19 protein-coding genes are annotated in these 20328 nt (G+C 66.4%); 18 read left to right on the top strand and 1 reads right to left on the bottom strand.

Annotated elements, in window-relative coordinates:
* The first annotated feature begins 152 nt into the window (after positions 1-152).
* From CXY77_RS14970 to CXY77_RS14940, 7 genes are read left to right on the top strand one after another with little or no spacing between them, the layout of a single operon-like run.
* On the top strand, positions 153-872 hold the full coding sequence (locus CXY77_RS14970; protein WP_104130387.1) for a DUF969 domain-containing protein: 720 nt from the start codon (positions 153-155) through the stop codon (positions 870-872).
* The gene (locus tag CXY77_RS14965; protein ID WP_104088584.1) at positions 869-1837 is read left to right on the top strand and encodes a DUF979 domain-containing protein; all 969 of its coding nucleotides are present in this window, start codon (positions 869-871) and stop codon (positions 1835-1837) included. The genes CXY77_RS14970 and CXY77_RS14965 overlap by 4 nt, the downstream gene beginning before the upstream one ends.
* Before the next feature lie 23 nt (positions 1838-1860).
* A complete protein-coding gene (locus CXY77_RS14960; protein ID WP_104088582.1) occupies positions 1861-2934 on the top strand; it encodes a DUF2891 family protein in 1074 nt (357 codons plus the stop codon).
* 5 nt (positions 2935-2939) lie between these two features.
* Entirely contained in the window at positions 2940-3698 is a 759-nt protein-coding gene (locus CXY77_RS14955) for a LamB/YcsF family protein (protein WP_104088581.1), read from the top strand.
* 3 nt (positions 3699-3701) lie between these two features.
* Positions 3702-5264 (top strand): urea amidolyase family protein, encoded by a 1563-nt coding sequence (locus CXY77_RS14950; protein ID WP_104130386.1) that lies wholly within the window; start codon positions 3702-3704, stop codon positions 5262-5264.
* 3 nt (positions 5265-5267) lie between these two features.
* Positions 5268-6998, top strand: a complete 1731-nt coding sequence (locus CXY77_RS14945) for a biotin carboxylase N-terminal domain-containing protein (protein WP_104130385.1) — start codon at positions 5268-5270, stop codon at positions 6996-6998.
* A 25-nt stretch (positions 6999-7023) separates the two neighbouring features.
* On the top strand, positions 7024-7704 hold the full coding sequence (locus CXY77_RS14940; protein ID WP_104088576.1) for a GntR family transcriptional regulator: 681 nt from the start codon (positions 7024-7026) through the stop codon (positions 7702-7704).
* Positions 7705-7851: 147 nt separating this feature from the next.
* Here the strand turns inward: CXY77_RS14940 and CXY77_RS14935 are convergent, their stop codons facing one another.
* Positions 7852-8226 carry a DUF6855 family protein gene (locus tag CXY77_RS14935; RefSeq protein WP_233197441.1) on the bottom strand — a complete coding sequence of 125 codons (375 nt, stop codon included), beginning with the start codon at positions 8224-8226 and terminating at the stop codon, positions 7852-7854.
* A gap of 31 nt (positions 8227-8257) precedes the next feature.
* Between CXY77_RS14935 and CXY77_RS14930 the strand changes: the two genes are divergently transcribed.
* The 11 genes from CXY77_RS14930 (at position 8258) to CXY77_RS21130 (ending at position 20316) form a co-directional block, all read left to right on the top strand.
* A complete protein-coding gene (locus tag CXY77_RS14930; protein WP_104088573.1) occupies positions 8258-9076 on the top strand; it encodes an IclR family transcriptional regulator in 819 nt (272 codons plus the stop codon).
* 115 nt (positions 9077-9191) lie between these two features.
* The gene (locus CXY77_RS14925) at positions 9192-10373 is read left to right on the top strand and encodes a 4-hydroxybenzoate 3-monooxygenase (RefSeq protein ID WP_104088571.1); all 1182 of its coding nucleotides are present in this window, start codon (positions 9192-9194) and stop codon (positions 10371-10373) included.
* A gap of 147 nt (positions 10374-10520) precedes the next feature.
* A complete protein-coding gene (aroQ, locus tag CXY77_RS14920) occupies positions 10521-11018 on the top strand; it encodes a type II 3-dehydroquinate dehydratase (RefSeq protein ID WP_092341579.1) in 498 nt (165 codons plus the stop codon).
* Positions 11015-11917, top strand: a complete 903-nt coding sequence (locus tag CXY77_RS14915; RefSeq protein ID WP_104088569.1) for a shikimate dehydrogenase — start codon at positions 11015-11017, stop codon at positions 11915-11917. Before aroQ ends, CXY77_RS14915 begins: the two co-directional genes overlap by 4 nt.
* Positions 11917-13794 carry a bifunctional sugar phosphate isomerase/epimerase/4-hydroxyphenylpyruvate dioxygenase family protein gene (locus CXY77_RS14910; protein ID WP_104130384.1) on the top strand — a complete coding sequence of 626 codons (1878 nt, stop codon included), beginning with the start codon at positions 11917-11919 and terminating at the stop codon, positions 13792-13794. The genes CXY77_RS14915 and CXY77_RS14910 overlap by 1 nt, the downstream gene beginning before the upstream one ends.
* A 55-nt stretch (positions 13795-13849) precedes the next feature.
* Positions 13850-15205 (top strand): MFS transporter, encoded by a 1356-nt coding sequence (locus tag CXY77_RS14905; RefSeq protein ID WP_233197440.1) that lies wholly within the window; start codon positions 13850-13852, stop codon positions 15203-15205.
* 92 nt (positions 15206-15297) lie between these two features.
* Positions 15298-16005: a TetR/AcrR family transcriptional regulator gene (locus CXY77_RS14900; RefSeq protein ID WP_092341583.1), complete on the top strand. Its 708-nt coding sequence runs from the start codon at positions 15298-15300 to the stop codon at positions 16003-16005.
* A 77-nt stretch (positions 16006-16082) separates the two neighbouring features.
* Positions 16083-16892: a protocatechuate 3,4-dioxygenase subunit beta gene (gene pcaH, locus CXY77_RS14895; RefSeq protein WP_233197439.1), complete on the top strand. Its 810-nt coding sequence runs from the start codon at positions 16083-16085 to the stop codon at positions 16890-16892.
* Positions 16885-17448 (top strand): protocatechuate 3,4-dioxygenase subunit alpha, encoded by a 564-nt coding sequence (pcaG, locus tag CXY77_RS14890; protein WP_092341584.1) that lies wholly within the window; start codon positions 16885-16887, stop codon positions 17446-17448. The genes pcaH and pcaG overlap by 8 nt, the downstream gene beginning before the upstream one ends.
* On the top strand, positions 17441-18985 hold the full coding sequence (locus CXY77_RS14885) for a lyase family protein (RefSeq protein ID WP_092341585.1): 1545 nt from the start codon (positions 17441-17443) through the stop codon (positions 18983-18985). The genes pcaG and CXY77_RS14885 overlap by 8 nt, the downstream gene beginning before the upstream one ends.
* Positions 18982-20316: an alpha/beta fold hydrolase gene (locus CXY77_RS21130; protein WP_104130382.1), complete on the top strand. Its 1335-nt coding sequence runs from the start codon at positions 18982-18984 to the stop codon at positions 20314-20316. The genes CXY77_RS14885 and CXY77_RS21130 overlap by 4 nt, the downstream gene beginning before the upstream one ends.
* The last annotated feature ends 12 nt before the right edge of the window (positions 20317-20328 follow it).

Below are 20328 nucleotides of genomic sequence, written 5' to 3'. Positions count from 1 at the left end.
GCCAAAACCTTGTGGGATTGTTCAACAATTCGGTAGGCTCTGGAAAACGCTGATCGGGCATCCGCTCTGAAATGGCGAGCAATACCCCCGGTGATCACGGGTTTATTTGGCGTACCCGGATACCCGGGTACGCGGGCGCTACTGGGAGAAATATGCTCGTACTGATTGGTGTGCTGCTCGTCATCGTGGGGTTTGCCATTCGCATGAACCCCCTGGTCGTGGTCACGGTCTCTGGGATCGTCACGGCTCTGCTCGGCGGGCTGACGCCGCTGGAGATTCTGGATGCCTTCGGAACGGGCTTTGCCAGCAGTCGCTCGGTGACCGTTTTCGTGATCGTGCTCCCGGTTATTGGACTGATCGAACGCTTCGGCCTGCAACAGCAGGCCAAACGACTGATTTCCCGGCTGTCGCGGCTGACCACGGGCCGGGTGCTGATCGGCTACCTCGTTATTCGCCAGGCCACGGCGGCGCTCGGCCTCAACAGTGTCGGCGGCCACGCGCAGACCGTGCGCCCACTCATCTTTCCGATGGCGGAGGGCGCGGCCCTGCGGCGCTACGGCACGGTTCCCGACCCGATCAAGGAGAAGATCAAGGCGCATTCGGCGGCGACCGACAACGTCGGCGTGTTCTTTGGCGAAGATATCTTCGTGGCCGTCGGCTCGATTCTGCTGATCACCACCTTCGTCGATGCCACCTATGGTCTGCAGCTCGACCCCCTGCACGTTGCCGTCTGGGCGATCCCGACCGCCATCGCCGCCCTGCTCGTGCATGGATTCCGGCTGCTTCGACTCGACAAACAGCTCGACCGCGAGGTGCGCGCCATCGAGGCCGCCGACAACGTCGAGATCATCAACGCAGGAGGCACGGCATGATTGGCGTTGAAGCGGTTTACTGGTTTGTCGGCGCGCTCTTTCTGGCCTGGGCGCTGCTCATCGCCGGCGATGCGGGCCACCCTCGCCGCTGGGGAAGCTCAGCCTTCTGGGGCCTCCTGGGCCTCTGCTTCTTCTACGGCACCTGGGTGCAGAGCGAACAGGCTCCCGGCTGGATTCTCGGTATCGCCGTCATCGTCATGGTCGTGCTCGCGAGCACCGGCCGGCTCAAAGACGGCCGGGCACGCACGACCACTGCTGAGGAACGCGATGTCTCCTCTCGCCGATTCGGCAACAAACTGTTCATCCCAGCACTGACCCTGCCGGTCGTCACGGTGCTCATCGTGCTGCTGGCCCCCTACATCTCCATCAACGGACAGCTGCTGATCAGCCCGGTCAACACGACCCTGGTCGCTCTCGGAATCGGTTCGCTCGCGGGCGTGATCGTCGGCCTGTTCATTCTGCGGCCGCGCCAGCTCTTCACCCCCATTCTCGAAGGGCGTCGGATTCTGGAGTCGATCGGCTGGGCGGCACTGTTGCCGCAAATGTTGTCGACTCTGGGCATCCTCTTCACCAAGGCCGGCGTGGGCGTGGCCGTGGGCACCCTCGCGACCGTCGTTTTGCCGGACGGCTCGCTGATCGCCGCCGTGCTCGTCTACTGCGTTGGCATGTTCCTGTTCACCGTGCTGATGGGCAACGCCTTCGCGGCATTCCCGATCATGACCGCCGCCATCGGCTGGCCGGTACTCGTGCAGATCTTTGACGGCAACCCGGCCGCCGTCTTTGCCATCGGCATGCTCTCCGGATTCTGCGGCACCCTGGTCACCCCCATGGCCGCCAACTTCAACCTGGTTCCCTCAGCCCTGCTGGAGATGAAGGATAAGTACGGGGTGATCAAGGCGCAGGTCGGTACCGGCGTGCCCATGCTCGGCGTCAACGTTGCCCTGATGTACTTTCTCGCGTTCTAAACCGCACAACGAAGTGGAGCACCATGCCCGACGCATCAACCGTTCTCGACGCACCCGCACTGCTGGCTGGGCTGGCACCGACCTACGCCGATGTCGTTCTCGACAATCTGGCCAGGCCCTACCCGCACTCGGCGCACCACACCACGCATTCAGCGGATGATCGACCAACGCCCGAGCAGATCCACCCGTCGTTCTACACCTCGTTCGACTGGCATTCCTGCGTGCACATGCACGCCCTGGGCGTGATGCTGCTCGAGCACGGTCTGGACAGTGAGCGGGAGGCTGCCCTCCGTCAAGCGATCGGCGCCAACCTCACGGTGGAGAAGCTGCGCGTCGAGGGCGCGTACCTGCTCGCCAACCCCAGCTGGGAACGCCCATACGGCTGGGCCTGGCTGGTGCGGCTCGCGGCCACCTGCGCGGCGTCGACCGACGCCGAGATTCGCGGGTGGGCATCCGCTCTCGATCCGATCGTCGACACTGTGGCCGAACTGTTCGTGGCCTGGGCGGGCAAGGCCGAATGGCCGGTGCGTCACGGTCTGCACACCAATACGGCTTTCGGGCTTGGCTTGATGCTCGACGCTTTTCGAGCCCTCGGCCGCGCCGACGCTGCTGCGGCCTGTGAAACCGCGACCCTCGCCTGGTTCGAAGCGGATGCCGACTGGCCCGGCGACTGGGAAATGAGCGGCCAGGACTTTCTTTCCGCCGGTCTGAGCGAGGCAGACCTGCTGCGCCGGGTGCTGGCGCCCGAGCAATTCGACGCCTGGTTCGTGTCCTTTCTGCCCAGCTTGACGGCCGATTCACGCATCGTGCGCCCGTTTCGGGTCACCGATGAAACCGACGGCTACCTCGTGCACCTGCACGGGCTGAACCTCTCCCGCGCCGGGCAGGTGGCACGCATTCTGCGTGCGCTGGGTCGGGCGCCGGAGTCGGCACCAGCAGTGGCGGCCCTGACCGCGGCCAGGGAACCGCTGTTGCGGGCCGGACTCGAGGCCGTCGTCGCGCAGGAGTTCATGTCCTCGCACTGGCTGGCGACCTTCGCCTGGGATGCGCTGTTGTCGGCATCCGCCCTCGTGAAGCCGACCGATACGGCAGCATAGAACCTATGGCAACGATCGATCTGAACAGCGACGTCGGAGAATCTTTCGGCAACTGGACCTTCGGCGACGATGCCGCCATCATCGCTTCGGTCACGAGCGTCAACGTGGCCGGCGGATTCCACGCCGGCGACCCGACGACTATTCGTGCGACCTGCGCTGCTGCCGCCGCTGCTGGCGTGACGGTGGGCGCGCACCCCGGCTATCGCGACCTGGCCGGTTTCGGCCGCCGGTTCATCGAGATGGATGCGGCTGAGCTCGGCAACGACGTGATCTACCAGATCGGCGCGGTGCAGGCCCTCGCCCGCGCGGCCGGCACGCGGGTGCAGTACGTGAAACCGCACGGCGCCCTGTACAACACGATCGCTCGTCACCCGGTGCAGGCCCGCGCCGTGGTCGACGCCGTGCTCGCCGTCGACCCGGCCCTGCCGCTCATGGTGCTGCCGAACAGTGAGATCGAACGAGTTGCCCAGGCCGCGGGCCTGCGCACCGTGGCCGAAGCCTTCGCCGATCGTGCCTACAACCCCGACGGCAGCCTGGTGTCACGCACGCTGCCGGGCGCGGTGCTGCACTCGGTCGACGCGGTGACGGCGCAGGTCGTGCGCCTCGCCCTCGAGGGCACCGTCGTCGCCGTCGATGGTTCGGTCATCGCGGTGCCGGCAGCGAGCATCTGCCTGCACGGCGACACCCCCGACGCCGTGCGGCTCGCCGCAGCGGTGCGTTCCGCGCTGTTGGCCGCCGGCGTGTCCATCGCCAGTTTCGTTTAGCGGATGCCGACCCCCATTCGATCCATCCGGGCCGTGGGTGAGCGGGCGGTGCTCGTGCCGCTCGGCACGCTCACCGAGGTCCTCGGATTGTATGAGGCGCTGCGTGAGCATCCGCTGCCCGGGCAGGTCGATGTCGTCGCGGCCGCTGAAACCGTGCTCGTGACGGCCGACTCGGCAACAGCGGCCCGCAGCTTTGCTGCCCGGCTGCGCGCGATAAAACCGCGCGCGATTCAGGCCGGGAACGACGGGCTCGTGACCATCGACGTGATTTATGACGGGGACGACCTCGCCGAGGTTGGCGAGCTCACCGGCCTGAGCCAGGGCGGCGTGATCGCGGCGCACACCGGTCAGCTGTGGACCGCCGCGTTCGGCGGCTTCGCCCCCGGCTTCGCGTACCTCGTCAGCGACGACCGCCTGCGCGTCTCCCGGCGCGCCACCCCGCGGAAGGCCGTGCCGGCCGGCGCGGTGGCGCTCGCCGACGGCTATTCGGCCGTGTATCCGCGGGTCAGTCCCGGCGGCTGGCAGCTGATCGGCCGCACCGACGCCGCCCTGTGGAACCTCGACCGCGACCAGCCGGCCCTGGTGCAACCCGGCAACCGGGTGCAGTTTCGTGCCGTGCGTGAGTTCCTGCGCGTCGCTCCGACGGCCTCGACGGCCTCGATGGCGGAGGCACAGCGCCCCGGGGACCTCGTCGTCGTGCAGCCCGGCCTGCAAACCACCGTGCAGGATCTCGGCCGCCCCGGCCTCGCCCACCTCGGTGTGGCCGGCGCCGGCGCCCTCGATCGTGGCGCCCTGCGCCGCGCCAACCGGCTGGTCGGCAACCCCGGCTCGGCCGCTGTGCTCGAAAACGCCCTCGGCGGCCTCGTGCTCGAAGCCCGTACCGAGCAGGTACTCGCGGTGGCGGGGGCATCCGTTCTGATCACGATCAGTAAAGCGGATGCCGCCCCCCGCGTCGTCCCCACCGACGCCCCGTTCGCGCTGCACGCCGGCGAACAACTCAGCCTGGGCACCCCGCTCGGGGGCGTACGCAGCTATATCGCCGTGCGCGGCGGCCTGGACCTGCCGCTCACGCTGGGCAGCCGTTCCACCGATTCGATGTCCGGCATCGGACCGGCGCCCCTCAGGGCAGGTGCCGAACTGCCGGTGCTTCCGGCCCCGCCGACCAGCGTGGTCGGTGCCGCCGAACCGTCGCCGGCCCCGCCGGCCGAGGTCACCGTGCTGCGGTACGTGCCCGGCCCGCGCGCCGACTGGTTCAGCGCCGACACGCTCGCCGATTTCGATCGCTCCGAGTGGAGCGTCACCGCTCAGTCGAACCGCATCGGTCTGCGCCTCGACGGGCCGGCGCTGGAACGTGCGCGGGATGGCGAACTGCCGAGTGAGGGCACCGTCTCCGGCGCCATCCAGCTGCCGGCGTCTGGTGTTCCGGTGTTGTTTCTCGCCGACCACCCGGTCACCGGCGGCTACCCGGTGCTCGGCGTCGTCCTGCACGCCGACCTGGACCGGGCGGCGCAGCTCGGAACCGGCGCGCGCATCCGCTTCACTCCAATTCCTTCAAACGAGAGCTGAACCGTGCAGAAAGTACTCATCGCCAACCGTGGCGAAATCGCCGTGCGCATCATTCGTGGCTGCTCAGATGCCGGGCTCACCTCCGTCGCTGTCTACGCGGATGTCGACGCCGACGCCCTGCACGTGGGTATGGCCAACGAGGCCTACGCGCTGGGCGGTGACAGCCCAGCTGACACCTATCTCAATGTGCCGAAACTGTTGGCCATCGCCCGGCGGGCCGGTGCCGACGCCGTGCATCCCGGCTACGGTTTTCTCTCCGAGAACGCCGATTTCGCCCAGGCCGTGCAGCATGCCGGGCTGATCTGGATCGGCCCGAGCCCGGCGAGCATCCGGTTGCTGGGAAACAAGGTGTCGGCGCGCGAAATCGCCGTGCGAGTCGGCGCTCCGCTCGTGGCCGGCTCGAACGGCACCCTCGAGACCGCTGTGGAGGTGCGTGCCTTCGCCGAGGAACACGGCCTTCCGGTCGCCATCAAGGCGGCGTTCGGCGGTGGCGGCCGCGGAATGAAGGTGGTCTGGGAGCTGGACGCGATCGAGGAGGCGTTCGACTCCGCCGTGCGCGAGAGCATGGCCGCGTTCGGTCGCGGCGAATGCTACGTTGAGCGCTTTCTGAACCGGCCCCGGCACGTCGAAGCGCAGATTCTGGCCGACGGGCACGGCGGGGTGATCGTCGTCGGCACCCGCGACTGCTCGCTGCAGCGCCGCAACCAGAAATTGGTCGAGGAGGCGCCGGCACCGTTTCTCACCGCTGAGCAGCGGGATCTTATTTACACCTCGGCGAAGGCCATCTGCCGTGAGGCCGGATACGCCGGCGCCGGCACCGTGGAGTATTTGCTGGCCGAGGACGGCAGCATCTCCTTTCTCGAGGTGAACACGCGCCTGCAGGTGGAGCACCCGATCACCGAAGAGACCTCCGGCGTTGACATCGTGCTTGCCCAGCTGGCCATCGCCGCCGGCGGAGAGCTGCCGGTTGCCGAAGACCCGGTGCCGCGCGGCCACTCCTTCGAGTTCCGCATCAACGCCGAGGACCCGGGCCGCGGCTTTCTGCCCGCGCCGGGCACCGTAACCACGTTCACCGTACCGACGGGGCCGGGAATCCGGGTGGATGCGGGCATCCGCTCTAATGATTCGGTGGCGCCGCAATTCGATTCGCTGCTCGCCAAGCTCATCGTGACCGGCGCCGACCGGCCGCAGGCCCTGCGCCGGGCGCGCCGGGCGCTCGCCGAGTTCGAGATCGCCGGGCTGCCGACCGTGCTGCCCTTTCACCGCGCCGTCGTCGACCTGCCGGCGTTCACCGGGCCTGACCGGCTCGGCGTGTACACGAGCTGGATCGAGACCGAATTCGCCGAGCAGCTCGCGGCCGACCCCTCGCTCGCCCCGGCCGCCGCGCCGGTGGGCCGCCGCACCATCACGATCGAACTCGACGGGCGTCGGGTGGCGCTCGGGCTGCCAGAGAGCCTGCTGGGCGGCCTCGTGCACGGCGCTCCCGCTGTCGCGGCGCCGGTGATCGACGAATCCGACCCGGCCGAGCTCCACTCCGGCATGGTCGGCACCGTGGTCAAATGGCTGGTCGAGGAGGGCTCCACGGTGGCCGCGGGCGATCCTCTTCTGGTGCTCGAAGCCATGAAGATGGAATCGACCGTCGTGGCGCACCGCTCGGGAACGCTGGGCGGTGTGCTCGTGGCCGCGGGAGACAACGTTGCCCTGAACGAGGCCATCGCTCGCATCGATACCTGAGCGGCCCAATCGCTACTCTGGGGGAATGACTCTCGACCAGATCTTTGCCGACCTGCGGCGTCAGGGCGCGAAGGTGCGCCACGCCGAGACCGGCAGCTGGGCCGCGGAGGTGCTGCGCGGGCGCATCGCCGCCGGGCAGTTGGTTCCCGGTACGAAGCTGTCGGAGGAGCGGCTCTGCGATCTCCTCGGCGTCTCCCGGAACACCCTCCGGGAGGCCTTTGCGACGCTCGCCATCGAGCACATGGTGGCGCGCATCCCGAACCGGGGTGTGTTCGTGGCACGACCGACCGCCGATGACATCCGTGAGATCTACCGGGTGCGGCGCTTTCTGGAACCGGCGGCGTTGTTATGGTCGGCCAGCCCCACAACGGATGCCCTGCACGCCGCGATCGAGCGCGCCCGCCTGGCCCGGTCACGGAGCTCTGTGGCCGATATGGCCGGCGCCAACCAGAACTTTCATGCCGGCGTCGTGGCGCTGGCCGGCAGCGAGAGATTGAGTCGGCAGATGGCTCAGGTGCTCGCGGAGATGCGGCTGGTATTTCATTCCATGGTCGCTGACCCGCTGTTCCACGCGCCCTATGTTGACGAGAACGCGGGAATCCTCGAGCGTTTCGAGGCGGGTGCGCGCACCGAGGCCGCCGCGCTCATGGTCGAGTACCTCGAGCGGGCCGAGCGGCAGCTGCTGGAGGCGCACGCGCGCGCGTAGGGCCAAGCGGGGCATCCGCTCTGGGGTGGTCGGGGTTTCGTGGCCGGGCGCAGGTTTCGTGGCTGGGCGCAGGATCAAACCTTCGCCAGGCGAGCCAACGTGCGCCCAGCGCCGACGCTCGCCCGGACGGCCGCGACCCGACAGTGCTTAGAGCGCGCGCATCCGGTTATTGCGCGGGTTGTGCTCGCCCTCGGCAAGGCCGAGGGCTTCGAGCAACGGCGGAACGTACATGCCGAAACGACCGCGAAACCCGTTCTTCAGGCCGTACCAGCCTCCGACCGGGTTGCTCTCCGCGCGACCCCAGGCCTCGACGGTGTCGGGCTTGGCCGCCTTCTTCTCGTCGGCGGTACCCAGCTCGACCCAATCACCGTTCTCTGTGAGCATGGCGTGCAGGTCCTCAATGCAGCTCAGTCGATAGGAGAGCGTCGTGGACCCGACCTTGCAGATCAGTGCCGGCAGCCAGGCCGGCCGCGCGGCGCACAACGGGTGGAGCGCATGCCGGTAACCACCGACGGGTTCCATTCAGTGGAAGCAACCGGTAGCGTGGCGGGTGATGAGCGGAAAACCAGCACAGAAACGCACGAGCGGCGCCGAGAACGGCGTAACGGTCGACGATCGTTCCGTCGCGGCGCGACTCTTCGCCATCCTCGACGCCTTCGCCACGCCCGCCGGGGCGACGTCCTTCACACTCTCCCTCACGGCGATCGCCCAACGCGTCGGCCTTCCCCTCTCGACCACTCATCGGCTGGTCGCGGAGTGGGTCGGCTGGGGCGGCCTGACCCGCCAGGACAATGGCCAGTATTCGCTCGGCATGAAGTTGTGGGAGCTGGGCGTGCAGACTCCGACGGCCCGCAACCTGCGCACGATCGCGCTGCCCTATCTGGAAGACCTCTACGAGACGACGCGGGAACACGTGCACCTCGCCATTCTTGACGGGCGAGATGCTCTCTATTTGGAGAAGCTATCCGGGCACCACGCTGTTCGCCTGACCTCACGGGTGGGTGCGCGTCTGCCGCTGCACTCCACCGGGGTTGGCCTCGTGCTCCTGGCACACGCTCCAACCGATGTCGTGCAGGACTATCTGGCAACGAGTCTGGAGCGCTTTCTTCCCGGCACGGTGACAGAGCCGGACGCCGTGCGCCGACGACTGGCCGAGATTCGTCTGACCGGCGTGGCCCGCATGTCCGAGGAGATGACGCTGGGCTCCAGTTCGATTGCCGCTCCGATCCGGGATCGGACCGGGCTGGTCGTGGCCGCCGTGTCGATCGTGATCCGCACCACTGACACCGCCAACCCCGAGCAGGAGCGGGCCGTGCGCGTTGCCGCGCAGGGTGTCAGCCGTGCCCTCGGCTACCGGCGTGCCCAGCAGTAGCCACCCAAAGCCCATCGACAACTCAACTTTCACTGAGTGGAATACGTCCATTAGCGTCTGGCCCAGACCGGCACACTGATCGCAACACCCCCTGTCATCGTCGCTAGGAGAACCCGTGCCCCACGAAACAACCCGCGTCGCTATCATCGGCGCCGGTCCAGCCGGACTTCTCCTGAGCTGGGCCCTGCGTGATGCCGGCATCGACTCGATCGTCGTCGAAAACCGCTCGCAGGACTACGTGCAGGGGCGCATCCGCGCCGGCGTGCTGGAACAGGGCTCGGTCGAGACCCTGACCCGCCTCGGGCTGGGTGACCGCCTCGCATCCGAGGGCCTGCAGCACGACGGAATCTTTCTGCAATATGCCGGTGAGCGACACAATGTGAACTTCAACGAGCTGATCGGCCGCACGGTCACCGTCTACGGCCAGCAGCAGGTCGTGAAAGACCTCGTCACAGCCCACGAGCAGGCCGGATCGACGATCTACTACGAAGCCTCCGATGTGGCCGTCGACTCGCTCACCACGAAGAACCCGAGCGTGACCTTCGTACACGATGGCGAAGCGCACACCATCGACGCCGACTTCGTGGTGGGTGCCGACGGATTTCACGGCATCTGCCGCGCGTCGATCCCTGCCGAAGAAATCACCCTGTTCGACCGCAGCTACCCCTACGCCTGGCTCGGCATTCTCGCTGACGTGGCACCGTCCTCGGACGAACTCGTCTACGCGCTGCACGAAGATGGTTTCGCGATGCTCTCGATGCGCTCGCCGGTCGTCTCACGGCTGTACCTGCAGGTCGATCCGGCCGACGATATCAAGAACTGGTCGGACGACCGCATCTGGGAAGCTCTGCAGACCCGGCTCGGCACGCCCGGCTGGACCCTGAATCAAGGCCCGATCACCGACAAATCGATCACCCCGATGCGCAGCTTCGTGGCGTCGCGGCTCGCCTACGGCAACCTGTTTCTAGTCGGCGACGCCGGCCACATCGTGCCGCCGACCGGCGCGAAGGGCCTCAACTCGGCCATCTCCGACGTCACCCAGCTCGCGAGCGCGCTCACCGCCTTCTACGCCCAAGACGAGACGCTGCTCGGTCGGTACAGCGAGACCGCGCTGGCCCGGCAGTGGCGGGTGCAACAGTTCTCCCGCTGGATGACCGAGATGCTGCACACCAGCCCCGGCGATCTGCAGACCGGCGCGTTCGATTACCGCAGCCAGCTCGGCCAGCTCGACTACGTCACCCACTCGCCGCTCGCCCAGTGCATGCTCGCCGAGCAGTACACCGGCCTCCTGCTTTAATCTTGCCCCTGCTCGGACCGCGAGACGCCTGCTCTTGGTCACATTCGAGTCGAACCTTGCCCGGGGCCTTGACAAGAAGGTCCACCATTTCCATAATGTACTAACTAGTCCGTACTTAATAAACCTCATAACCAAGGACATGAATCAATGACGATTTCCGACCGGCCCGAACGCCCGCTCGTGCTCGTGGTGAACGGACCGAACCTGAACCTGCTCGGTTCCCGAGAGCCGGCGAAGTACGGCACCACCAGCCTCGCCGACCTCGAACAACGAATTTCCGGTACGGCTGAGCGGGTGGGCGTGGACGTCAAATTCGTGCAGAGCAACCATGAGGGCGTGTTGATCGACGCGATCCACGCCATGCGTCAGCGCGCAGCGGGAATCATTATCAACGCTGGCGCATTCACCCACACGTCGGTCGCAATCCGCGATGCGATCTCGGCCGTGGCCTTGCCGATGGTCGAGGTGCACCTTACTAACGTGCACGCGCGTGAACCGTTCCGCCGCCACTCCTTCCTGTCTGACATCGCAGAATCTGTAATCGTCGGCGCTGGTCCCAAGGGCTACGACTTTGCCCTGGAGCTGCTCGCTAGCCGGGTAGCCCAAGTGGATGCCTTCCACAACACGGCAGGGGCTGTCGAATGACTGCGCCGACCGAATTTCTCGTCGGGCTCATCGGCGAGGGCATCACCGCATCGTTGACCCCGCCGATGCACGAGCGCGAGGGTCGCCACCTCGGCTTCGACTACGAATACCGCATTCTCGACCTGCTCGAATCGGGACGAGCGCCGGAAGAGGTCGGCGCGATACTAGCGGAAGCGCGCGAGCAGGGCTTTGCAGCCCTCAACGTGACGCACCCCTGTAAACAAATCGTCATCCCGTTCCTCGACGAGCTCACTCCGGCCGCCGAACACATCGGTGCCGTGAACCTGGTGCTCATCGAGAGCGGTCGGCTGATCGGTCACAACACGGACTGGACCGGGTTTCGCTCAGCCCTGCTCACCGGACTTCCCGATGCGCGGCGCAACCGCATTGTGCAGTTCGGTTCCGGTGGTGCCGGCAGCGCCACGGCCTACGCGCTGCTGACACTCGGCGTGCACCGGCTCGCGATCGTGGACGTGCTGCCCGAGCGCGCACAAGCCCTGGTCAACGCCTATGCTCCGCTGTTTCCCGACCAGGAGGTGTGCGTGAGCACCACGGATTCCCTGCACACCGATCTGGCCACCGCCGATGGCGTCGTGCACGCTACCCCGACCGGCATGAAGGAACACCCCGGACTTCCCGTCGACGTGACCGCGCTCGCCGCGACTGCGTGGGTCGCCGACATCGTCTACCGCCCGATCGATACTGAGTTGTTGCGAGCGGCACGCTCGCTTGGCCACGAGGTGCTCGACGGAGGACGTATGGCTGTGGGCCAGGCCGTCGACAGCATCCGCTTGATCACCGGTTCCGAACCCGACGCAATACGCATGCGCACGCATTTCCTGGAACTGCTCGGCGACGGCGCGGCCTCACGCGTCGTTGCGGCCTGGGGGCGGGTCTGATGCGCTCCTCTATCGCGACCGTGTGCATCAGCGGGTCGCTCGGCGACAAGCTCACGGCCATCGCCGATGCCGGATTCGACGGTTACGAGCTGTTTGAACTCGACCTGGTCACGAGTCGGATGTCACCGGAGGAGGTCGTGGCCCGCTCCGCCGACCTCGGCCTCTCGATCGACCTCTACCAACCGTTCCGTGATTTCGAAGGAGTCGCACCAGACCAACTCGCTCGCAACCTCCGCCGCGCTGATCACAAATTTGAGCTCATGAACCGTCTTGGCGTTGACACCATGCTGCTGTGCTCCAATGTGGGCACCGCTACTCTCCCCGGGGAATCGGTTGCCGTCGACCAGCTTGGAGCTTTGGCGGTGCTGGCCTCACAACACGGCGTGCGCGTCGCCTACGAGGCGCTCGCCTGGGGAAAATTCGTCTCCACCTACGACCACGCCTGGCGCCTGGTCGAGCAGGTCGACCATGACGCCCTCGGCGTCTGCCTCGACAGCTTCCACATTCTGTCCCGCGGAAGCGATCTCGGCGCGATCGCAACCATCCCGGGTGAGAAGATCTTCTTCTGCCAGTTGGCGGATGCCCCGCTCATGAACCTCGACGTGCTCAGCTGGAGCCGGCACTTCCGATTGTTCCCGGGCGAGGGCAGCTGGGACCTCGCTGATTTCGTGGCCCGAGTTGTGCACGCCGGATACCAGGGACCCCTCTCCCTGGAGGTCTTCAACGATGTGTTTCGGCAGGGCGACCCCGGGGTTACCGCCCGAGACGCCCGGCGTTCCCTCGTGTTGCTCGAGGACGCGGCCCGCGCGGCCCGGCTCCCGCTCGCTGTGACGGAATCTGCCGTGACTGATGTTGTGCCTGCTCCTGCCCTCCTTGCCGGGCTGCCCCGCGTCGATGCCAGCCGCGGCTTCAGCTTCATCGAGGTGCAACCGGGCAATGGATCCGCAGTCGACGACCTCCTGACACAACTCGGCTTCATCCACCGGGGCAAGCACCAGCGCAAGAACGCCCAGCTCTGGTCGCAGGCCGATGTGCACATCATCGTGAACGGCGACCTCGAGGGGACGCGACCGCGCGTCGCGGCCATTGGGTTCGAGGTCTCCAACGTCCAGTGTGCGTCCGCCCGGGCAGTCGCCCTGCGCTCACATCTGCTGCCCCGGGACCGCGCCACTGACGAAGACATTCTCAACGGTATCCTGGCGCCTGACGGCACGGAGGTGTATTTCAGCGAACGCGCCGGCGAGACCCCTGGTTGGCTGGCTGAATTCGGCCCGGGTGCCAGCATCCCGACCGCGTCTTCGACTCTGCCTCACACCGGCATCACACACGTGGATCACATCGCGCTGGTGCAGCCTTGGCAGCGCGCCGACGAGGCCGTCCTCTTTTATCAGAGCATCCTCGGCCTCACCGTGTCCGACAGCCTCGACCTCGCCGGCGAAGCCGGGCTGGTCCGCAGCCGCAGCCTCGTCACAGCCGACCGCGGCATCCGTCTCGCTCTCAACGTGACGCCGCTGCAGCCAGGGGAGACGGAGGTTTACCCCAACCACGTTGCACTGCACACGAACGATCTCGTCGCGACAGTTTCTGTGCTTCGGGCCAGGGGCACCCGACTGCTGCCGATTCCACAGAACTATTACGAGGACCTCGACGCCCGGCTTGACCTGGGTGCTGAGAGAGTCGAGACTCTGCGCTCGCTTGAGATTCTCTTCGACCGTGACGACCGGGGCGATTTTCTCCACGTCTACACGATGCCGATCGGCCAGGTCTTCTTCGAGATCGTGCAACGAACCCGGGGCTACGACGGATACGGCGCAGCCAACGCCCCAGTGCGGCTTGCGTCGCAACGCGCCGAGGAGCGGGGGAGACCGACCGACTAGGACCGTTCCACCCGGCACCGACCACACTCAGACATAACTGACAAGAGGATCAATGATGACCCCTGGATCAACCCCGAGCACCGCACCCGCCGTCACAAAGGCCAACCCGCGCCGCGCCGCCGCCGCAGCCTGGATCGGCAGCGCTCTCGAATACTACGATTTCTTCATCTATGGCACCGCTGCGGCACTGGTCTTCGGCCGCGTATTCTTCCCCGACAGCAACCCGCTGGCCGGCACCCTGCTCGCCCTGGCTACCTTCGGCGTCGGCTACCTCGCCCGCCCGATCGGCGCCCTCGTTCTCGGTCACCTCGGCGACACCGTCGGGCGCAAGAAGGTACTCGTGCTTACAGTGCTGCTCATGGGAATCTCGACAGTGCTAGTCGGGTTCCTCCCGAGCTACGAGCAGATCGGCGTCGCCGCACCCGTACTGCTCGTGCTGCTGCGCCTCGCCCAGGGGTTCTCGGCTGGTGGAGAGCAGGCCGGTGCGAATTCCATGTCGATGGAACACGCCCCTGACCATCGCCGCGCGTTCTTCACCAGCTTCACGCTCAGCGGCACCCAGGCCGGTCAGATCTTCGCCACCGCCGTCTTCATTCCTGTGGCGCTGCTGCCCGAGGCCCAATTGCTCAGCTGGGGCTGGCGAATCCCGTTCTGGATCAGCGCCATTGTTATCGTCGTCGCCTTCCTGATTCGCCGCACGCTTGACGAAACCCCGGTATTCACGGCGGAAGTCGCCGGGGGTGTCGTCGCCGAGGTTCCCGTGCGGGTACTGTTCCGCGACCACTGGCGCGGGGTCCTGCGCGTTATCGCGGCAGCCCTGATCGCGTCGGTCAGTACCATTTTCACGGTCTACGCACTGAGCTTCGCGGTGAACACCGTGGGCCTGGACCGAACCACCATGCTGTGGGTCGGCGTGCTCGCCAATGTCGCCGCGCTCGGCACGATTCCGCTGTGGGCTATGCTCTCCGATCGGGTCGGACGAAAGCCCGTTTTCATCGCAGGCTCGCTGGGCTGCGCGGCGCTCATGTTCGCCTATCTCTATGCCATCGCGATCGCGAATTATCCACTCATTTTTCTGGTCGGAATCGGCATGTTCGGCTTTGTCTACACCGCTACCTCGGCCGTCTGGCCGGCGTTCTACGCCGAGATGTTTCCGGCTACCGTGCGTTTGTCGGGGATGGCCATTGGAACCCAGATCGGATTCGCGGTCGCCGGTTTCGCCCCCACCATCGCGATCGCAGTGGCGGGCGACGGAGCCAACGCCTGGTTCATCGTGGCCGTGATTACGGCGATCATTTGCCTCATCAACGTGATCGCCGTCGCGACGGCAAAGGAAACCTTCCAGACGCCGATGAGTCAGCTCGGGCTGAAGCAAGTTAGCACTGAGCAGGCATCGCGGGTCACTGTGTAACAGTGCACCCCGCGTAGGGTGGGGGAATCGGCGGCTGCGTCGGCCGATTCCCCCACCGGAGAACGGATTCGGCGAGGGTACGAAGGAGCACTATGACCGCGATCACACCGGCGGACGGCGGAAACCGCCGCGATCCGGAACGCACGAAACGAGAGATCCTCGAAGTCGCTACCGCTGAATTCGCCGCTAGCGGATTCGCCGGAGCCCGCGTCGACCGCATCGCGGAATTGACGCGCACCACCAAGCGCATGATCTATTACTACTTCGAATCGAAGGAAAGCCTGTACCTGCAGGTGATGGAAACGGCCTACGCGCTCATTCGAACGGTCGAACGCGAACTCGATGTCGCTGAGTTGTCACCGATAGACGGTTTACGCGCGCTCGCAGAGTTCACCTACGACCACCACACCAGTCACTCGGATTTCATTCGACTCGTGAGTATCGAAAACATCCATCGCGCCCAGCACATCAGCAAGTCGACGGTCATTCACGATCTCAACTCGACCGCGATCGATGCCCTACAGGACCTGCTCCGCCGTGGCGCGGTTGCGGGGGAGTTTCGCACCGACATCGACGCGCTCGACGTCCATGTCATGATCAGCGCCTATTGCTTCTTTCATGTGTCCAACCGCTATACGTTTCGCACCCTATTTGGGCGTGACCTGCTCGAACCCGAGCGGCACTCCTACTACCGGCGGCTAGTCGGCGACATGATCATCGCAACTATGACCGACTTGCAGCGTCCCGATCTGGTGCCCCCTTCACTGGGAAGCGACCTGCCGGGACCAAACTTCCACTGAGCGGAAGCTCGCCTCGCCGAGGGTTATCCCTCGGCCAGACTCATGTTATCCACCTGTCACCGTTGCTAGGAGAAACCGTGCCCCACGACTTCGTTTCGGCCCCTACGCCGGGCTCTGGCCGTGAATCTCAGGATTCCATCACCATTGAGATCGAAGCGATCGAAGCGGATGCCGCCGCCCGCGTCGCCGCCGGCGGCTCACCCGAGATGCAGCCCCGCCGCGACTACGCCCCGTACCGCAGTTCCCTGCTGCGTCACCCCACCCACGAGCTCGTGCGCGTCGACCCGGAAGAGGTCGAGCGTGTCTCACCCGCCTTCGGCCACACCGACGTGAACGTGCTGGAGAGCGACCTCACCATCCAGCACGCCGGCGAACCGATCGGCGAACGCATAACAGTGAGCGGCCGTGTGCTCGACGGCGAGGGCCGCCCGGTGCGACACCAGCTGATTGAACTGTGGCAGGCCAACGCCGGCGGACGCTACGTGCACAAACGCGACCAGCACCCAGCGCCGCTCGATCCCAACTTCACCGGAGTCGGCCGCGCCATCACCGGAGACAGCGGCGAATACTCGTTCACCACCATCAAGCCCGGGCCCTACCCGTGGAAGAACCACCTGAATGCGTGGCGACCTGCCCACATCCACTTTTCACTATTCGGCACCGCGTTCACGCAGCGCCTGATCACGCAAATGTACTTTCCCGGCGACCCGCTGTTCGCCCTCGACCCGATCTACCAGTCGATAGCGGATGCCGACGCTCGCGCCCGCCTGGTCGGGCAGTACGACCACAGCCTGAGCGTGCCCGAATTCTCGCTCGGCTACAACTGGGACATCGTGCTGACCGGCCCGAAGTCCACCTGGATGGAAAGCGAAGACGCCGATGAATAAGCTCCAAACACCGTCGCAGACCGTCGGCCCGTTCTACGGCTACGCCCTGCCCTATGCGGGCGGACCTGAACTGGTTCCCGGGTACCATCCCCGCGCCATCCGCTTTCACGGAACCGTCACCGACGGCGCCGGCGAGCCGATCCTCGACGCCCTGCTCGAGATCTGGCAGGCCGACGAGAGCGGCACGCTCGTGCGAGAGCTGGGCAGTCTCGACCGCGACGGCTTCACCTTCACCGGGTTCGGCCGCTGCGCAACCACGATCGCCGGGCACTACACCTTCACGACGCTCAAACCGGGGGCGGCCGGCACCGCAGCGCCGTATATTCTGGTGACGGTCTTCGCTCGCGGAGTCACCCACCACCTGTTCACCAGGGCCTACTTTGCCGAGGATGCCGCGCTGCACGCGACGGATGCCGTGCTCAGCAGCCTGCCTGCTGACCGCCGGAACACACTCATCTGTGTCTCAGAGGGAATTGTCGGGGGAGCCGAGTCATACCGCTTCGATATTCGCGTTCAGGGCGAGAACGAGACAGTATTTTTGGACTTTGATGACTAATTTCACCTTTGATGTCGGGCTGCTCAATCCGCTGAGCCACGGCACCCGCGAGTCTGAGCTCACGAGCGATCAGGCCTGGTTGCAGGCGATGGTCGACGCCGAGCTTGCGCTGACTCGCGCGCTCGTCGACGCCGAGCTGGCCCCCGAATGGATGCTCGCAGTCTGCGACGCGCTAGCGGATGCCAGGCAATTCGACCTCCGCGCCATCGCTGCCGAAGCCAGAAACGGCGGCAATCCGGTGATTCCGTTTGTGAAACACCTCGGCCGCGCCGCCGAACGGGTGCGTGCCGGGGCGTCGGACCACCTTCACGTTGGCGCGACCAGCCAGGATATTCTCGACACCGCCGCGATGATCGTGGCCCGCAAGGTCATCTGCGAGCTCATCCACCAGCTCGATTCCTTCGGCGCCGACCTCGCCGACCTCGCCGACGAACACCGCGGCACCGTGATGAGCGGCCGCACCCTCGGCCAGCAGGCCTCGCCGACGAGCTTCGGCTTCGTCGCGGCCGGCTGGCTCGACGCCGTGCTGCTGATCGTCACCCGTCTCGAAGGCATTCGTGACTCCCTGCCGGTACAACTCGGCGGAGCCGTCGGCAACCTCTCCGTGCTCACCGAAATCGGCCGCGCCCGGCGCAGTGAAACACCAGCCTCGGAGGTTCTCGACACTGTGCTGGAGCGGTTCGCTGACCATGTCGGCCTAGTCGTGCCGCGCCTCAGCTGGCACACCAACCGGGTCGTCATCTCCGAACTGGCGTCCGTGCTGGCCGCCGCGACCGGGGTCGCCGGCACCTTTGCTCTCGACGTGTCGGTGCTCTCCCGCAACGAAATCGCCGAGGTGAGCGAACGCCTCGCCCCCGGCCAGGGAGGCTCCAGCGCTATGCCGCACAAGCGCAACCCCGTCTCAGCCGTGCTGATCACTGCGGCGGCGCTGCAGACGCCGGGTCTCGCATCCACTCTGTATGGAAGCATGCTCGCTGAAGACCAGCGCCCGAGCGGGGCCTGGCATGCCGAATGGCAGTCGCTGCGGGTGCTCGAACGGCTCACGATTTCGGCGGTGACCGGTGCCGCGTCGCTCGTCGCTCGCCTCGACGTGGACCCCGATCGCATGCGCGCCAACCTCGACCTGACCGACGGACTTGTGTTCAGTGAGCGAGTCACCACGATTCTGGCCGAAACCGTCGGCAAGACCACGGCGTTCGCGCTAGTCGAACGCGCGTCCCAGGAGGCGTTCGCTACCAACCGGCCGCTGCAGGTTGTCCTCGCGAGCATCCTCATCACCGAGGGCTGTTCCGACGAACTGCGCGCGCAGATCTGGGCGGCCTTCGACTATGAGGGCCAGCCCGGCCAATCGGCGGCCGGCATCGACCGCGTCGTGCGCGCCTTTCGCCAGCGATCGGATGCCGCCGCACGGCGTGCCCGGGCGGCCAACTCTACCGATATGGTCGAAGGAGACGACGCGAAGGTGGGCGCCCCCGCTCGCTCGAACAATGCTCGATCGAACAATGCTCGATCCAACAATGACGTGAGGACCGCATGACCCAGCCCGTCATTCACTGCACCATCGAGCCGGCGCGAAACGGAGACGCCAACGCGCCACTGATCGTGCTCGGCCCCTCGCTCGGCACCACCACCGACCTCTGGGCCACCGTCGTGCCGGCGCTCGCTGCCACCCACCGGGTGCTGTGTTACAACCTGCCCGGGCACGGGTTTAGCCCGAAGGCGTCGGCCGCATTCACCCTCGAGGAGGTCGCCGACGCCGTCGTTGGCCTCGTCGATTCCCTTGGTGTCGACACGTTTCACTACGCCGGAATCTCCCTCGGCGGCGCCATCGGCCTCGCCCTCGCCGTGAACCACCCAGGCCGCCTCGTGAGCCTCGCCGTGTTCTGTTCCGGCGCAAAAATAGGTTCGTTCGAGGCCTGGACCGAACGAGCCGCCGGGGTGCGGGCGAGCGGCACCCCCTCGCTCATCGCCGGCAGCGCCTCCCGCTGGTTCGCCACCGACTTTCTCGGCCGCGACCCCAAGGCCGGCGCGCACGCCCTCAACCAGCTGCTCGACATCGACGACGAATCCTACGCACTCGCCTGCGAGGCGCTCGCCGTTTTCGACCAAACGGATGCCCTCAGCGGCATTCGCACGCCCGTTCTGTGCGTCTCGGGCGAGTTCGACGAGGTGACACCGACCGCGCAGCTCGGGGAGCTGGCTGCCCGCATCCCGGGCGCTACATCGGCCGTGATCGCCGGGGCCGCGCACCTGCCGTCGCTTGAACGGCCGGCCGAGGTCGGCGCGCTGTTGGCGGAGTGGGTGGCGGGAGTATCGGCTACGCCGGGCCCGGCCGGTGCTGGTCGTGCCTCGGGTACCGGTTCTGGTGGAGGCGTCGGTTCTGGTGCCGACGTCGGTTCCGCGGCGCCGCGACCCACCACCGCGGCCGAGCCGCTGCCGGGAGGCCGCACCGCAGCATCCGCTTATGACGACGGCATGGTCGTGCGCCGCGCGGTACTCGGCAACAAGCACGTCGATGCGGCGACCGCCGCGATCACCCCCGAAACCGCCGTGTTTCAGGACTTCATCACCCGCTACGCCTGGGGCGAAGTCTGGACCAGGCCGGGCCTCGACCGGCGCACCCGCAGCTTTCTGACCATCGCCGCGCTCGTCACCGGCGGGCACGAGGGCGAGCTCGCGATGCACGTTCGGGCCGCCCTGACCAACGGACTGACCCGCGCCGAAATCAGCGAGGCGATTCTGCACACCGCAATCTATGCGGGCGTACCGGCCGCCAACGCCGCATTCGCCGTGGCCCGCGAGACCTTTGCCGGGCTCGATGCGGCTGCTGATACCTGCACCGACGACACCACTATTCGGCCCAGCTAAGGACTTCGAACC

Source organism: Cryobacterium sp. N21 (assembly GCF_002929575.1).
Classification (GTDB): Bacteria; Actinomycetota; Actinomycetes; order Actinomycetales; family Microbacteriaceae; genus Cryobacterium; species Cryobacterium flavum.
Note: the sequence above shows the minus strand (reverse complement) of the source record. Positions and strands in the feature narration are given on the sequence as shown.

Bases quoted from the DNA above. Each gene is read 5' to 3' on its own strand.
- CXY77_RS14970 (WP_104130387.1), top strand. From the start codon at position 153: ATGCTCGTACTGATTGGTGTGCTGCTCGTCATCGTGGGGTTTGCCATT.
- CXY77_RS14965 (WP_104088584.1), top strand. From the start codon at position 869: ATGATTGGCGTTGAAGCGGTTTACTGGTTTGTCGGCGCGCTCTTTCTG.
- CXY77_RS14960 (WP_104088582.1), top strand. From the start codon at position 1,861: ATGCCCGACGCATCAACCGTTCTCGACGCACCCGCACTGCTGGCTGGG.
- CXY77_RS14955 (WP_104088581.1), top strand. From the start codon at position 2,940: ATGGCAACGATCGATCTGAACAGCGACGTCGGAGAATCTTTCGGCAAC.
- CXY77_RS14950 (WP_104130386.1), top strand. From the start codon at position 3,702: ATGCCGACCCCCATTCGATCCATCCGGGCCGTGGGTGAGCGGGCGGTG.
- CXY77_RS14940 (WP_104088576.1), top strand. From the start codon at position 7,024: ATGACTCTCGACCAGATCTTTGCCGACCTGCGGCGTCAGGGCGCGAAG.
- CXY77_RS14935 (WP_233197441.1), bottom strand. From the start codon at position 8,226: ATGGAACCCGTCGGTGGTTACCGGCATGCGCTCCACCCGTTGTGCGCC.
- CXY77_RS14930 (WP_104088573.1), top strand. From the start codon at position 8,258: ATGAGCGGAAAACCAGCACAGAAACGCACGAGCGGCGCCGAGAACGGC.
- aroQ (WP_092341579.1), top strand. From the start codon at position 10,521: ATGACGATTTCCGACCGGCCCGAACGCCCGCTCGTGCTCGTGGTGAAC.
- CXY77_RS14915 (WP_104088569.1), top strand. From the start codon at position 11,015: ATGACTGCGCCGACCGAATTTCTCGTCGGGCTCATCGGCGAGGGCATC.
- CXY77_RS14910 (WP_104130384.1), top strand. From the start codon at position 11,917: ATGCGCTCCTCTATCGCGACCGTGTGCATCAGCGGGTCGCTCGGCGAC.
- CXY77_RS14905 (WP_233197440.1), top strand. From the start codon at position 13,850: ATGACCCCTGGATCAACCCCGAGCACCGCACCCGCCGTCACAAAGGCC.
- CXY77_RS14900 (WP_092341583.1), top strand. From the start codon at position 15,298: ATGACCGCGATCACACCGGCGGACGGCGGAAACCGCCGCGATCCGGAA.
- pcaG (WP_092341584.1), top strand. From the start codon at position 16,885: ATGAATAAGCTCCAAACACCGTCGCAGACCGTCGGCCCGTTCTACGGC.
- CXY77_RS14885 (WP_092341585.1), top strand. From the start codon at position 17,441: ATGACTAATTTCACCTTTGATGTCGGGCTGCTCAATCCGCTGAGCCAC.
- CXY77_RS21130 (WP_104130382.1), top strand. From the start codon at position 18,982: ATGACCCAGCCCGTCATTCACTGCACCATCGAGCCGGCGCGAAACGGA.